Raw genomic sequence first — 13,804 nt, forward strand, 5'->3', positions numbered from 1 at the left:
AGGAGCGGGCTCACGACAAGCTGATGTAGGAAGTCGGGGAATCGTTTGAATCCGGGAGTAAGTCAGTGAGCGCCATGCCTCTTGCCCTGCTGCTGACCACGGCCGCTGCCACGGCCGTGGGCGCCGCTGCCCTGCACGCTGCCCACGGGCTGCGCAAGCAGGTCGTGGCTCTGCGCGAAGACCTGGCAGCCGCCCGTACCGAACGCCGCACCGACCGCAGCGCCACCGTGCCCCAGCAGAGCCGCGCGGGTGCCACCCCGGCCGCCGAAATACGCGCCGCCGTGGCCGAGGCCCTCGCCGAGGAGCGGGAGCGGGAGCTGGCCGAGGCGCGCGCCTTCTGGGCCGCCCAGGAGGCCAGGGACGCCGCCGACGCCCCCTCCTCGATGCTCGGCGGGTTCGCGGGCCTCGGCGAGGACGCCGCGTTCTTCATGCCCCGCCAGGCGGACTTCGCGGGCCTGGAGGCCGAGACCCTCGAACCGGTGGAGGAGTTCCCCGAGGACTCCCCCGAGCTCGCCGCGGCCCGCCGCCGCCACCCCTCGCACCCCGACTTCGTACCCGTCCAGACGCCGGTCGTCGCGGACCACGAGGCCACCGTCTCCCGCCTTGAGGAGCTCGCCGAGGCCCGTACCGCGCTCGCGGAGGTACGCCCCGGGCCGCTGGGCACGCTCGACGTGTACGTCTTCACCGACGGCACCACGCTCTGCATGACCCCGGGCCACCGCGAGACCGCGGACCGCCTCGCCGAGGCCCTGGACACGGGCGACGCCCCCGTCCTGCTCGGCGGCTCCGGAGTGTCCGGCGCGTACGCGCTGACGTTCTCGTGCGGCGAGGAGAGCGTCTACATCCTCGCCGACCGGGTCATCGCCTCGCTCTGAGCCCCGCCGGCCGAGAGCCTGCTCAGAGCTTCGCCAGCCGAAGCCCCGCTGACCGAAGGCGCGTAACCGAAGCCCCGCTAGCCGAAGGCCCGCTCCCCCGCGGCTTCCACCAGCTCCACGGCCCCGTCCGGCTCCCCGCCGGGCGGGGCCGTCGCCGTGCGCAGCGCCTCCGCCAAATCCCGTCCGGCGACGGCCACTTGGTCGGCCACCGCGAACACCCCGGCGTCCGGCATGACCAGCGGCTCCCGCTCCGGGTCCTCGACGCGCTGCGCGCGCACAGCCAACTCCCTTGCCAGCGCGAGCCCTTCGGCCGCGGCACCGCGCCGCAGCCGGCTCTCGGGAGCGGCGCGCAGCCGGTCGGCGAAGCGGTCGACGGCCAAGATCAACGGGTTCACATCAAGCACGCCGCGACCCTACGCGCCTCCCCCGCACTGTTGCCAATACGCGAACCCTCAGGCACGGTGCAGTGAAGGACCAGTAAGCGCAATGCCTCCGGAGGCGCCGATGTCCCAAGTCTTCTCCGAAGAGACCCATCGCAACCTGCTCTCCCGCATCCCCCATTGCACCGGTCGTGAAGTGTCCGACTGGCTCCGCACCGTCGAGGAAGGCCCCTCCCTCTTCCGTTTCGAGGAGAAGGTCAGCTGGCTCCGGAGCGAGCACGATCTCGCCTATGGGCACGCCAAGGCGATCATCCATGAGTACGACCTGAGGCGCGCCGCGCGCCGCCTTCTCTAGCTCCGGGAGGAAATGTCCCGCTTCCAGAAGGAAGTGCTCCGCTTCCGCGAGGAAGCGCTCCACCTCTTCGCCCCGTCGGTGACCGGCCGGCGGGGCGAAGCGCTGCCCGGCCGCCTCGCGGGCACCTCACCGCCCCACACGCCTTCAGTTAGTGAACTCGCCTTCCCTGTAAGGGGTTTCACTGCTTTACCTCTTGACGCTCCGGACGACGGAGAGCACAGTGACCGCGCAGCCCGTCGTTGAGAGCGCTCTCACAACGCTCTCGTTCCGAGAGAGGCACCCCCACATGCGCCCGACACCCCGCAGACGCAACCCCGCCAGGCGAGCCGTGATCGCCGTGCTCTCCACGCTCGGCCTCGCGGCGGCGGCCGCCGCGACCGTCACGCTGCCCGCCAGCGCCTCCGCCCCACCGCCCCCCACGGACTGGTCCACCGTCTTCACCGACGACTTCAACGGCCCGGCGGGCTCGCCGGTGGACACCGCGAACTGGCAGTACACGACGGGCACCAGCTACCCCGGCGGCCCGGCCGGCTTCGGCACCGGCGAGGTCGAGACCATGACCTCGTCCACCAGCAACGTCGCGCTCGACGGCGCCGGGAACCTGCGCATCACCCCGCAGCGCGACGCCGCGGGCAACTGGACCTCGGGCCGCATCGAGACCAGGCGCACCGACTTCCAGCCCCCGGCCGGCGGCAAGCTCCGCGTCGAGGCGCGCCTGCGGATGCCGGATGTGACGGGCGCCGCCGCCAAGGGCTACTGGCCCGCGTTCTGGATGCTGGGCGCGCCCTTCCGCGGCAACTACTGGAACTGGCCCGGCATAGGCGAGCTCGACATCATGGAGAACGTCCAGGGCCTCAACAACAACTGGTCGACCATGCACTGCGGCACCAGCCCCGGCGGCCCCTGCAACGAGACCACCGGCATCGGCGGCCAGCAGGCCTGCTCCGGCACCACCTGCCAGGGCGGCTTCCACACGTACGCGGTGGAGTGGGACCGCTCCACCGCCGTCGAGCAGATGCGCTTCTACCTCGACGGCGTCAACTTCCACACCGTGAGCCAGAACCAGGTCGACGCCACGACCTGGGCCAACGCCACCAACCACGGCTACTTCGTCATCCTGAACGTCGCGATGGGCGGCGGATTCCCCGGCGCCTTCGGCGGCGGTCCCGACGGCAACACCGAGCCGGGCCACTCCCTGCTGGTCGACTACGTCACCGTCCTGCAGTCGGCGGGCTCCGGGACCACTCCGCCGACCAGCACCCCGCCGTCCGGCAGCCGCGACGCGTACAGCACCGTCCAGGCCGAGTCGTACGACCAGCAGTCCGGTCTGACGACGGAGGCCACCACCGACAGCGGCGGCGGCCAGGACATCGGGAGCGCGGCCAACGGCGACTGGGCGCTCTACAAGGGCGTCGACTTCGGCGCGACGGCGGCCCGGCAGTTCTACGCCCGGGTCGCGAGCGGAGCGGCCGGCGGGGTCAGCGGTCTGGTGGAGGTACGCCTGGACAGCCTGAGCAGCGCACCGGTCGGCAGCTTCGCCGTCGGCAACACCGGCGGCTGGCAGAGCTGGCGGACGGTCCCGGCCAACACCAGCGGCATCACCGGCACCCACGACGTGTACCTGACCTTCAGCAGCGGCCAGAGCGCCGAGTTCGTGAACGTCAACTGGTTCGACTTCGGGCACTGAGGGGGCCGTTCAAACAGCAAGGGGCCCGCCCGGCGGCTGCCGAGCGGGCCCCTCCTGACGCTCGGACCTGTCAGTCGTTGCCCTGCAGGATGGAGATCAGCCGCAGCGCTTCCAGGTAGATCCACACCAGGGTCATGGTGAGGCCGAAGGCGGCCAGCCAGGACTCCTCGCGCGGGGCGCCGTAGGTGATCCCGTCCTCGACCTGCTTGAAGTCGATGGCCAGGAAGCAGGCGCCGAGGATGATGCCGATGATTCCGAAGACGATGCCGAGACCGCCGCTGCGGAAGCCGAGGCCACCGCCGCCGCCGAACACCGAGAACAGCATGTTGACCAGCATCAGCAGCACGAAGCCGATGGCAGCCGCCATGACGAAGCCGACGAAGCGCCGGTTGACCCGGATCAGCCGCGTCTTGTAGGCGATGAGCACACCGGCGAAGACCGCCATGGTGCCGAGCACCGCCTGCGGAACCGCGCCCGCCGACACATAGGTCGTGACGGCGGAGCTGATCACGCCGAGGAAGACGCCCTCAAGGGCGGCGTACCCGAGGATCAGCGCGGGAACCGGCTTGCGCTTGAAGGACTGGATCATCGCCAGGACGAACGCGACCAGCGCGGCACCGCCCGCGATGCCGTACGACTTGTTGATGTTGGCGTGGTCGACGGGCAGCGCGAGCCACGCGAGAACGGCGCCGACGACGACCGTGCCGAGCGTCATCGCGGTCCGCGTGACGACGTCGTCGATGGTCATCACGTTGGAGCGGGTCGGCGCCTGCGGGGCGCCGTACTGCGTGTCCTGCTGCGCGTACGGATTCGTCGCGTACGGGTTCGTGGGTGCCTGCGCGTACGGGTTGCCCCCGGCCTGCGGCGCGGTGTTGAAACCCGCGTAACCGCTGTCGCGGCTGAACCCCCGTCGCGAGAAGACCGGGTTGCTGCTCCTCATCTCACTCCTCCATGGCCGCCGAGCGCGGCCTTGCCGTCCAGGGTAATGGGCGCGCAAAGAAACCGTCGTACTGCTCAGGGAGGATCTTCACCTGTCGAAGAGGGGGGTGCAAGGGTCCGCCGACCCGACGCGCGGAGGCATCGGAAACTGTTGTGCCCGGAGCCGGACTCGAACCGGCACGGCCCGAAGGCCAGCGAGGTTTAAGCTCGCCGTGTCTGCATTCCACCATCCGGGCCAGGGCGCGCGGCTCCGCGTTTCGCGGGACGAGCCTAGCCCGGCGCATCCCCCGAACAGCGGAACAACCATCCGATGTTGTCTTATTTTATTGACGCCTGAGGGTGCGTCAGCACAGCTGGGGACAGTGATGGCACATGCCGGAGGCGGTTGGCAGGGCGTCCCGGGTGTCCCTCTATCCGGGTCCGGAATGACGGAAAGTCGACGCCCGGACCACCCCGCACCGCACACTGCCAGACGCCGCTCAAGCCGGAGCGGACTCCCGCCGGAGTCCCGCTGGAGCCCGCTTGCGTCTCAGGGGCGCCGTCATACCTCAGGAGGACGGTGGGGGGCCTTCCGTCCGACTCAAGAGGGCCGGTGAACGGGCACAGGGACTGACGATCCGGCGCCCGGCGGCGGAGAGGATGGAGAAGTCCCCGCACACTGCTTTGACAGGAGTACCTCCGTGACCACCACTCCCATCGCCCACCGCGCGACCGCGGTGGCCGCCCGCGCCGTCGAGCTGTCGAAGGTCTACGGCACGGGCGAGACCCAGGTGGTCGCCCTGGAGCGGGTCACGGTCGACTTCCGCCAGGGCGAGTTCACCGCGATCATGGGCCCGTCCGGCTCCGGCAAGTCGACGCTGATGCACTGCGTCGCGGGCCTCGACTCGTTCAGCTCCGGCTCGGTCCGCATCGGTGAGACCGAGCTGAGCTCGCTCAAGGACAAGCAGCTCACGCAGTTGCGCCGCGACAAGATCGGCTTTATCTTCCAGGCCTTCAACCTGCTGCCGACGCTGACCGCGCTGGAGAACATCACGCTGCCGATGGACATCGCCGGCCGCAAGCCCGACAAGCAGTGGCTGGACCAGGTCATCTCGATGGTGGGCCTGGCCGACCGGCTCGGCCACCGCCCGACCCAGCTCTCCGGCGGTCAGCAGCAGCGCGTCGCCGTGGCCCGCGCGCTCGCCTCCCAGCCGGAGATCATCTTCGGTGACGAGCCGACCGGAAACCTGGACTCGCGCTCCGGTGCGGAGGTGCTGGGCTTCCTGCGCAATTCGGTACGGGAGCTCGGGCAGACCGTCGTCATGGTGACCCACGACCCGGTCGCCGCGTCCTATGCCGACCGCGTCATATTCCTCGCCGACGGGCGGATCGTGGACGAGATGGTCCAGCCGACGGCGGATGGGGTTCTGGACCGGATGAAGGCGTTCGACGCCAAGGGCCGCACCAGCTGACCCCGAGCCGCTGGGGGCTTGGCCCCCAGGCACGCCGGGCCCTCCGCGCCCGCACCCGGCACCGCTGGGGGCTCCGCCCCCAGACCCCCGCTCCTCAAACGCCGGAGGGGCTGAGATTCCGGCCCCAGCGTCCAGAGCCGGCGCTGGAATTTCGGCCCGGAATCTTCGCCCCCGGTTCAGAGTCGAGCCCACGATCACCCAGGACTGAGATACCCCATGTTCAAAACCGCCCTGCGCAATGTGCTCGCGCACAAGGCACGGCTGCTGATGACGGTGCTTGCCGTCATGCTCGGCGTCGCCTTCGTGTCCGGCACCCTCGTGTTCACCGACACCCTCGGCAACGCCTTCCGCAAGCAGTCGTCCAAGAGCTACGACAACGTGGCCGTCGCCATCACCTCGTACGGCAGCCCCGACGAGGCCGACCGCAACCCCGGGGTCAGCAAGCAGACCCTGCAGAAGATCGGGCAGCTCGACGGGGTGGCCTCCGCCACCGGCCGGGTGGAGGGCTTCGCCGGGGTGGCCGGCACCGACGGCAAGCTGATCGGCCAGGGCTGGGCCAACAAGGGCGGCAACTTCGCCCCCGGCAAGGACGGCAAGGACCCGGCGTACACCTTCGCCGAGGGCTCCGGCCCGGTGCAGGACGGCCAGATAGCCCTCGACAAGGACACCGCCACCAAGGGCGAGTACCACGTGGGCGACACCGTGCGGGTCGCCACCAACGGACCGGTGAAGAAGTACAAGCTCAGCGGCATCTTCACCACCGAGGACGGCGCGGTCAACGCGGGCGGCAGCCTCGTGCTGTTCGACACCCCCATCGCCCAGCAGCTCTACCTCAAGCCGGGCTTCTTCCGGAGCGTGAGCGTGGCCGCCACCCCCGGCACCGACACGCAGAAGATCCTCACCGAGGTCAAGCCGCTGCTCCCCAAGGACGCCCACGCCAAGACCGGCCAGGAGCTCGCCGCGCAGGACGCCAAGGACATCGAGCAGGGCCTCAGCGGCCTCAACCAGACGCTGCTCGCCTTCGCCGCCATCGCCCTGTTCGTCGGCATCTTCCTGATCTCCAACACGTTCACCATGCTGGTCGCCCAGCGCACCCGTGAGCTGGCCCTGATGCGCGCGGTCGGCGCCTCGCGCGGCCAGGTCCGCCGCTCGGTGCTCGCCGAGGCACTGGTGGTCGGCACGATCGCCTCCGCGATCGGCTTCGCGCTGGGCCTCGGCCTCGCGACCGGGCTGCGCTCCGCGATGGGCGCCTTCGGCGCCAAGCTGCCGGACGGCCCGCTGATCATCTCGGCGACCCCGGTGATCTCCGCGCTGGCCGTCGGCGTGTTCGTCACGCTGATCGCCGCCCTGCTGCCGGCCTGGCGGGCCGCGAAGATCCCGCCGGTGGCGGCGATGAACAGCGTGCACGGCGTGGCCACCACCAAGTCCCTGGTGGTACGGAACTCCATCGGCGGCGTCATCACCCTCGGCGGCGCGGCCGCGATCATGGCGGGTGCCGCCGCGGGCTCGACCGGCAAGACGATGATCGGGCTCGGCGCCTTCCTGGCCCTGGTCGGCATCATCATCCTGATCCCGCTGCTGTCCCGCCCGGTCATCGCGCTTGTGCGCCCCGCGCTCGGCAAGGTGTTCGGTGTCTCCGGCAAGCTGGCCAGCCAGAACGCGGTGCGCAACCCGCGCCGCACCGGCGCCACCGCCTCCGCGCTCGCCATCGGCCTGACCCTGGTCACCGGCCTCTCGGTGCTCGGCGTCACGCTCGGCACGGCCATCGACAAGATGACCACGGACAACATCAAGGCCGACTACATGGTCCAGATGGCGGCCCGCGGCTCCGCCCTGGACCAGGAAGCGGTGACGGCGCTGCGCACGGCGCCGGGCGTCTCGGCGGTCTCCCCGCAGCAGTCCTCGTACCTGAAGATCGACGGCGACGGCCAGTCGGTGTCCGCGGTGACCCCCGGCGACATCGAGAAGGTCGTCAAGATCGAGCCGCTGACCGGCTCGCTGGCCACCCTCGGCCAGGGGCAGCTGGCCGTGGACGACAAGACGGCCGCGCGGCACAACTGGAAGCCGGGCTCCAAGGTCGCCGTCGAGTTCGACGACAAGAAGAAGGCCGAGCTGACGATCGGCGCGACGTACAAGGAGAACAAGTTCCTGTCGCCGGTGATGGCCTCGACCACGCTGTTCAGCGGGCACGAGACCAAGCCGTACATCCCGCAGGTCTTCGTCAAGATGACCGACGGCGCCACCAGCGCCAACGAGAAGGCCCTGGTCGGCGCGCTCGGTGACAACCCGGCGATCAGCATCATGAACCAGCAGGACATCCGCAACGAGTTCGGCGGCATGATCAACACGCTGCTCAACATCATGTACGGCCTGCTCGCGATGGCCCTGATCATCGCGGTCCTCGGTGTCGTCAACACCCTCGCGATGTCGGTGTTCGAGCGCCAGCAGGAGATCGGCATGCTGCGGGCGATCGGTCTGGACCGCCGCAAGGTCAAGCGCATGATCCGCCTGGAGGCCGTCGTCATCTCGATGTTCGGCGCGGTGATCGGCATCGGCCTCGGCTCCTTCCTGGCCTGGGCCATCGGCCAGACCATCAAGGGCTCGATCCCGAACTACGCCCTGGTCATCCCGTGGGACCGGATCGGCGTCTTCCTGCTGCTCGCCGGCCTGGTGGGCGTGCTCGCCGCGATGTGGCCGGCCCGCAGCGCCGCGAAGCTGAACATGCTGACCGCCATCAAGACCGAGTAGCGGTACGGACGGTGCGGGCCCCCGGGAGATCGCCTCCCGGGGGCCCTCGTGCGTAGCGGGACCCGTCCTCACTCCTGCGGCGCGCCCCAGGTGCGGGCCCGCAGCGGCATCCCCGAGGCGCCGCTCACCGGGGTCTTCACCGCGAGGATCTGGTTGACGCCGATCCGGTTGCGCTCGAAGGAGAGCGCGGAGGCCGCCATGTAGAGCCGCCAGATCCGGGCCCGCCCGGGGCTGGTGTACCGCACGGCGCGCGCCCAGTCGGACTCCAGGTTCGCCACCCAGTGACGCAGCGTCAGGGCGTAGTGCTCCCGGATCGGTTCGACATCGCGGGCCTCAAGCCCTGCCTCCTCCAGGGTGGCCAACGTGCGGCCGAGCGGGGCGAGTTCGCCGTCGGGGAAGACGTACGCATCGATGAACTCGTCGACGCGGTACTCCGATTCGTCCCGTTCGGGGCGCCGGGCGATCTGGTGGTTGAGCAGCCGGCCGCCCTCCTTGAGCAGCGCGTACAGGGTGTCCGCGTACTCCTGGTAGCGCACCGAGCCGACGTGTTCGGCCATGCCGATGGAGGAGATCGCGTCGAACGGGCCGTCCCTGACGTCCCGGTAGTCCTGGACGCGGATCTCGATCCGGTCGGTGAGCCCCTCCTCGGCGATCCGCTTGCGGGCGTACGCCGCCTGCTCGCGCGAGAGCGTGATGCCGACGACGCGGGCGCCGTACTCGCGGGCCGCGTGGATGGCCATCGACCCCCAGCCGCAGCCCACGTCCAGCAGCCGCTCGTCCTCCTTGAGGGCCAGCTTGCGGCAGATCAGGTCGAGCTTGTCACGCTGCGCGTCCTCCAGGGTGGACTCGGGGCTCTCCCAGTACGCGCACGAGTAGACCATCGACGGGCCGAGGACCAGCTCGTAGAAGTCGTTGCCGACGTCGTAGTGGTGGCTGATCGCCTCCTTGTCGCGGCGCTTGGTGTGCAGCGGTCCGCTGCGGCGCCGCATCTCCTCGGCGGGCGGGGCCGGCGGCGGCAGCGCGCCGCCCAGCTTGAGCAGCGCCCTGGCGGCGGCCCGCAGCCTCGGGTCGCGCACCGGATGCACGGCGTCCTTCGGATCGCCGCCGCGCTCCCAGATCAGCCCGGCGAGCAGGCCGAGGGCCTGGTACAGGTCCCCTTCGACGTCGATCTCGCCGGCCACCCAGGCCCGGGCGAGCCCGAGTTCACCCGGCTTCCACAGCAGGCGGCGCAGGGCGCGCCGGTGGCGTACGACGAGAACCGGGGCGCCGGGCGGGCCCGCCTCGCTGCCGTCCCAGGCGCGGATCCGCACCGGGAGGGCCTCTCCCAGCAGTTCCTCGGCAAGAGCGGTCAGCCGCAGCGCGGCATCGGCCATGGTGCACACCTCCGTACCTCGCAGAATGTCCCAGCACCCCGGTCAACACTGCCCGGGCGCGCGGCAATCCCGCTACCGCGTACAGGAGCACCAGAGTGGCTGTATCTGCCATCTTCCTGGCCGAGAACCGATCACGGAAGCACGGACGTGTGCCGGGTACGCCGAAGGGGCCGTCCGCACCACGGATGGCGGACGGCCCCTTCGGGACTGCTTACTGACGAGGCGTCAGGAGGCCTTGGCCTTCGCCGCTGCCTTGTCCTCGGACTTGGCCGCGGGAGCCGGGGCGGGCTTGGCCGCCTCGTAGAACTCCTCGCGCGGGGTCTCCATCGCACCGAGGGAGACGACCTCGCGCTTTAGGAACATCGCCAGCGTCCAGTCGGCCACAACGCGGATCTTGCGGTTCCAGGTCGGCACGGCCAGACCGTGGTAGCCACGGTGCATGTACCAGGCGAGCCGGCCCTTGAGCTTGATCTTCATCTTGCCCATGACGATCATCGCGACGCCCTTGTGGAGGCCGAGACCCGCCACCGCGCCCTTGTTGGCGTGCGCGTACTCCTTCTGCGGGAAGCCTCGCATGCCGGAGACCACGTTGTCGCCGAGGACCTTGGCCTGGCGCAGCGCGTGCTGGGCGTTCGGCGGGCACCAGGCGTTCTCCACGCCGGCCTTGCGGGCGGCGAGGTCCGGGACCTGGGCGTTGTCGCCCGCGGCCCAGATGTAGTCGGTGCCGGTGACCTGGAGGGTCGGCTGGGCGTCCACGTGGCCGCGCGGGCCGAGCGGGAGGCCGAAGCGGGAGAGCGCCGGGTTGGGCTTGACGCCGGCCGTCCACACGATCGTGTTGGAGTCGACCTCAAGGCCGTTCTTCAACACGACGTGGCCGTCCACGCAGGAGTCCATCGACGTCGAGAGGTAGATCTCGATGCCGCGGCCCTCAAGGTGCTCCTTGCCCCAGCGGCCGAGCTCCGGGCCGACCTCGGGAAGGATCTTGTCGGCGGCGTCGACCAGGACGAAGCGCATGTCCTCGCGCTTGACGTTGGTGTAGTACTTGGCCGCGTCGCGGGCCATGTCCTCCACCTCGCCGATGGTCTCCGCGCCGGCGAAGCCGCCGCCCACGAAGACGAAGGTCAGCGCCTTGCGGCGGACGTCCTCGTCGGTGGTGGAGTCGGCCTTGTCGAGCTGCTCCAGAACGTGGTTGCGCAGGCCGATGGCCTCTTCCACGCCCTTCATGCCGATGCCCTGCTCGGCGAGACCGGGGATCGGGAAGGTGCGGGAGACCGCACCCATCGCGATGACCAGGTAGTCGAAGGGCAGCTCGTAGGCCTCGCCGACGAGCGGCGCGACCGTGGCGACCTTGCGGTCCTGGTCGATGCTGGTGACCCGGCCGGTGAGCACCTCGGCTCCGCGCACGACGCGCCGCAGCGGGACGACGACGTGGCGCGGCGAGATGCTGCCTGCGGCGGCTTCGGGGAGGAAGGGCTGGTACGTCATGTACGAGCGCGGGTCGACGACCGTGACGGTCGCTTCCGCGTAACGCATCTTCTTCAGAATGCGTCGCGCTGCGTACAGGCCTACGTACCCGCCACCTACTACGAGGATCCTGGGACGCTCCGTGGTGCTCATGCCATCGAGTATCCACCTGCCCGGACACCCCCGCTCGTGCGCCCCTTCACAAGGTTCACCAAGGGCTCTGCTACACTGCGCGGCCCACGTGACCGAGGTCATGGCGCGCGGGGGGAACCACGGTGTAGGGGAGAACGTTGTCCACCCCTCCTGAACTGGCCCGCACGGCCCCGGGCCCGGTGGACCACCGCTGTGGGAAACGCAGGCGTAACACGTCAACCACCGTTTGGAATAGGCCCGGAAGGGGCCCCTGGGCCTCGGAAAGCGGTCCCGGGACCACAAACCTGGGCCCCGGGACCCCTTTTCCTTGTGAAGAACTTCACGAACTTTCTCGCGCGGCACCGCTCCAAGGACCCCCGCGGGTCGCGATCAGGCGACCGACCAGGCGATTCCGTCCAGAATGTCGTGTTCGCTGACCACGACTTCGCGGGCCCCGGTCCGCTCCATCACGGCGAGCAGGACCAGCGCGCCGGCGCCGATCACATCGACCCGGCCCGGGTGCAGCACGGGGATGCGGGTCCGCTCCTCGTGGGTGGCGGCGAGCAGGCGCCCGGTGATCTCGGCGACCTCCTCGTAGGAGAGCCGCGCGTGGTGGATGGCCGCCGAGTCGTACCCCTTGAGCCCCAGCGCGATCCCGGCGACGGTGGTCACCGAGCCCGCGAGTCCGACCAGGGTGCGCGGCTCGCGCAGCGGCACGCTCTGCTCGGCGAGGTCGAGCGCGGCCTCGATGTCGGCGCGTATGGCGGCGATCTGCTCGGGCGTCGCCGGGTCGCCGGGGTGGTGGCGCTCGGTCATCCGCACACAGCCGACGTCCACCGACCGGGCGGCCTCGACGCGCTCGGAGCCGACGACGAACTCGGTGGAGCCGCCGCCGATGTCGACCACGAGGTACTCGCCGTCGCCGCGCAGTTCCTTGGTGGCGCCGGTGAAGGAGAACGCGGCCTCCTGGTCGCCGGAGATGACCTCCGGCTCCACGCCGAGAATGTCCAGGACCCCGCGCACGAAGTCGTCCCGGTTCTCGGCGTCACGGGAGGCGGAGGTCGCCACGAAGCGGACGCGCTCGACGCCGAGCTCCTTGATCACCTCGGCAAACTCGCGGCAGGCCGCGAAGGTCCGCTCCAGCGCCTCGGGGGCCAGCCGGCCGGTCCGGTCCACGCCCTGGCCGAGCCGGACGATGGTCATCCGCCGGTCCAGGTCGGTGATCTCCCCGGTGGCCGGGTCGGCGTCGGCGACGAGCAGCCGGATCGAGTTCGTACCGCAGTCGATCGCGGCGACGCGCGTCACTGGTCGTCCTCCGCGCCGCACGGAGTCACGCACGGGCCCTTGGCCCACCACTCGGGGAGCATCGCGATCGCCTCGTCGCCGAGCGGGTTCACCCCCGGGCCGGCCGCCAGCGAGTGGCCGACCAGCACGTGCAGGCACTTCACCCGGTCCGGCATGCCGCCCGCGCTCGGGAAGCCCGCCAGGACCTCGATGGCGTCGCGGCGCGCGATGTAGTCCTCGTGGGCGGCGCGGTAGGCGGCGGCCAGCTCCGGGTCGCTCGCGAGGCGCTCCGTCATCTCCTTCATGACGCCGTTCGCCTCAAGCGTGCCGATCGCGGACGCGGCGCGCGGGCACGTCAGGTAGTACGTCGTCGGGAACGGCGTGCCGTCCTCCAGACGCGGGGCCGTCTCGACCACGTCCGGGTTGCCGCAGGGGCAGCGGTGCGCGATCGCGCGCAGCCCGCGCGGCGGACGGCCGAGCTGCTGCTTGAAGGCGGCGATGTCCGCGTCGGTGGGCTCGGTGCGTTCGGTCTGGGGCGGGGGCGTTTCCATGCCTGGGTCAGTCTCTATCGCTAGCAGTGATCAGTTGGCGGAACGGTCGGCCTTGTCGACGCCGTCCCAGAGGTTCGAGTGCCAGGCGCGGCTGGTCGCGCCCTTGTCGGCGCGGCGGTTCTTCGCCGCGTCCGGGTCGACGACGGTGAAGCCGGTCTCCCCCGGGAACTGCATGTGCAGGTGCTCGCGGGCGAGGCGCTTGATGTACGCGTCGTCCTGGAGCCGCGCCTTCTCGTCACGCAGTTGTTCGACCGCCTTCTGGGCGGCGGCGGCCTTGCGCTGCTGGTCGGAGATGTCGGCGCGCTGGGAGACGTACTGCCGCATGGGGTAGGCGAGCGCCACGACCAGCGAGCACAGCACGAGGACGAGCAGCGCCGCCCGGCCGGTGAGCCGGGAGCGGCGGGCCTGCCGTTTGGTCTGCGAGCGGTAGACGCGGGCGGCGGTCTGCTCGCCGAGCACCTTGATCCTGGCGGCGGTGGAGAACCGGTCGCGGTCCTTCACCTTGGCGCCCTTGGCCATCGCTCTCCCGCCTCCCCGTCACACACATACGTCCCCGGACACGGTA

General features: G+C 70.5%; 12 protein-coding genes and 1 tRNA gene. 5 read left to right on the forward strand and 8 right to left on the reverse strand.

The window, feature by feature from the left end:
• Positions 1–89 precede the first annotated feature (89 nt).
• Positions 90–875 carry a hypothetical protein gene (locus ACIBK6_RS35160; protein WP_399056408.1) on the forward strand — a complete coding sequence of 262 codons (786 nt, stop codon included), beginning with the start codon at positions 90–92 and terminating at the stop codon, positions 873–875.
• Positions 876–952: 77 nt separating this feature from the next.
• Here the strand turns inward: ACIBK6_RS35160 and ACIBK6_RS35165 are convergent, their stop codons facing one another.
• On the reverse strand, positions 953–1,279 hold the full coding sequence (locus ACIBK6_RS35165; protein WP_399056353.1) for a hypothetical protein: 327 nt from the start codon (positions 1,277–1,279) through the stop codon (positions 953–955).
• Between the two features lie 100 nt (positions 1,280–1,379).
• Here ACIBK6_RS35165 and ACIBK6_RS35170 point away from each other — a divergent pair, with 100 nt between their 5' ends.
• Both ACIBK6_RS35170 and ACIBK6_RS35175 read left to right on the forward strand, forming a co-directional pair.
• Positions 1,380–1,610 carry a DUF4287 domain-containing protein gene (locus tag ACIBK6_RS35170; RefSeq protein ID WP_053725101.1) on the forward strand — a complete coding sequence of 77 codons (231 nt, stop codon included), beginning with the start codon at positions 1,380–1,382 and terminating at the stop codon, positions 1,608–1,610.
• 286 nt (positions 1,611–1,896) lie between these two features.
• Complete coding sequence (locus ACIBK6_RS35175; protein WP_399056354.1) at positions 1,897–3,297, forward strand: glycoside hydrolase family 16 protein; 1,401 nt, start codon at positions 1,897–1,899, stop codon at positions 3,295–3,297.
• Between the two features lie 70 nt (positions 3,298–3,367).
• Here the strand turns inward: ACIBK6_RS35175 and ACIBK6_RS35180 are convergent, their stop codons facing one another.
• Both ACIBK6_RS35180 and ACIBK6_RS35185 read right to left on the reverse strand, forming a co-directional pair.
• On the reverse strand, positions 3,368–4,237 hold the full coding sequence (locus tag ACIBK6_RS35180; protein WP_399056356.1) for a Bax inhibitor-1/YccA family protein: 870 nt from the start codon (positions 4,235–4,237) through the stop codon (positions 3,368–3,370).
• 153 nt (positions 4,238–4,390) lie between these two features.
• A tRNA-Leu gene (locus ACIBK6_RS35185) sits at positions 4,391–4,472 on the reverse strand.
• A 444-nt stretch (positions 4,473–4,916) separates the two neighbouring features.
• Between ACIBK6_RS35185 and ACIBK6_RS35190 the strand changes: the two genes are divergently transcribed.
• Positions 4,917–5,687 carry an ABC transporter ATP-binding protein gene (locus tag ACIBK6_RS35190; protein WP_399056358.1) on the forward strand — a complete coding sequence of 257 codons (771 nt, stop codon included), beginning with the start codon at positions 4,917–4,919 and terminating at the stop codon, positions 5,685–5,687.
• A gap of 216 nt (positions 5,688–5,903) precedes the next feature.
• Positions 5,904–8,435: an ABC transporter permease gene (locus ACIBK6_RS35195; RefSeq protein WP_399056360.1), complete on the forward strand. Its 2,532-nt coding sequence runs from the start codon at positions 5,904–5,906 to the stop codon at positions 8,433–8,435.
• Positions 8,436–8,503: 68 nt separating this feature from the next.
• Here ACIBK6_RS35195 and ACIBK6_RS35200 read toward each other — a convergent pair whose 3' ends face one another.
• The 5 genes from ACIBK6_RS35200 to ACIBK6_RS35220 all read right to left on the reverse strand — a co-directional run bounded on the left by ACIBK6_RS35200 (position 8,504) and on the right by ACIBK6_RS35220 (position 13,758).
• Positions 8,504–9,808, reverse strand: a complete 1,305-nt coding sequence (locus tag ACIBK6_RS35200) for a class I SAM-dependent methyltransferase (protein WP_399056362.1) — start codon at positions 9,806–9,808, stop codon at positions 8,504–8,506.
• 225 nt (positions 9,809–10,033) lie between these two features.
• Positions 10,034–11,425: an NAD(P)/FAD-dependent oxidoreductase gene (locus ACIBK6_RS35205; RefSeq protein ID WP_399056364.1), complete on the reverse strand. Its 1,392-nt coding sequence runs from the start codon at positions 11,423–11,425 to the stop codon at positions 10,034–10,036.
• 369 nt (positions 11,426–11,794) lie between these two features.
• Positions 11,795–12,709 carry an exopolyphosphatase gene (locus ACIBK6_RS35210; RefSeq protein WP_399056366.1) on the reverse strand — a complete coding sequence of 305 codons (915 nt, stop codon included), beginning with the start codon at positions 12,707–12,709 and terminating at the stop codon, positions 11,795–11,797.
• Positions 12,706–13,239 (reverse strand): DUF501 domain-containing protein, encoded by a 534-nt coding sequence (locus tag ACIBK6_RS35215; protein WP_399056368.1) that lies wholly within the window; start codon positions 13,237–13,239, stop codon positions 12,706–12,708. Before ACIBK6_RS35215 ends, ACIBK6_RS35210 begins: the two co-directional genes overlap by 4 nt.
• A 30-nt stretch (positions 13,240–13,269) precedes the next feature.
• Positions 13,270–13,758 (reverse strand): septum formation initiator family protein, encoded by a 489-nt coding sequence (locus tag ACIBK6_RS35220; RefSeq protein ID WP_399056370.1) that lies wholly within the window; start codon positions 13,756–13,758, stop codon positions 13,270–13,272.
• Positions 13,759–13,804: the final 46 nt, after the last annotated feature.

This window comes from Streptomyces sp. NPDC050485 (genome assembly GCF_044458185.1).
Classification (GTDB): Bacteria; Actinomycetota; Actinomycetes; order Streptomycetales; family Streptomycetaceae; genus Streptomyces.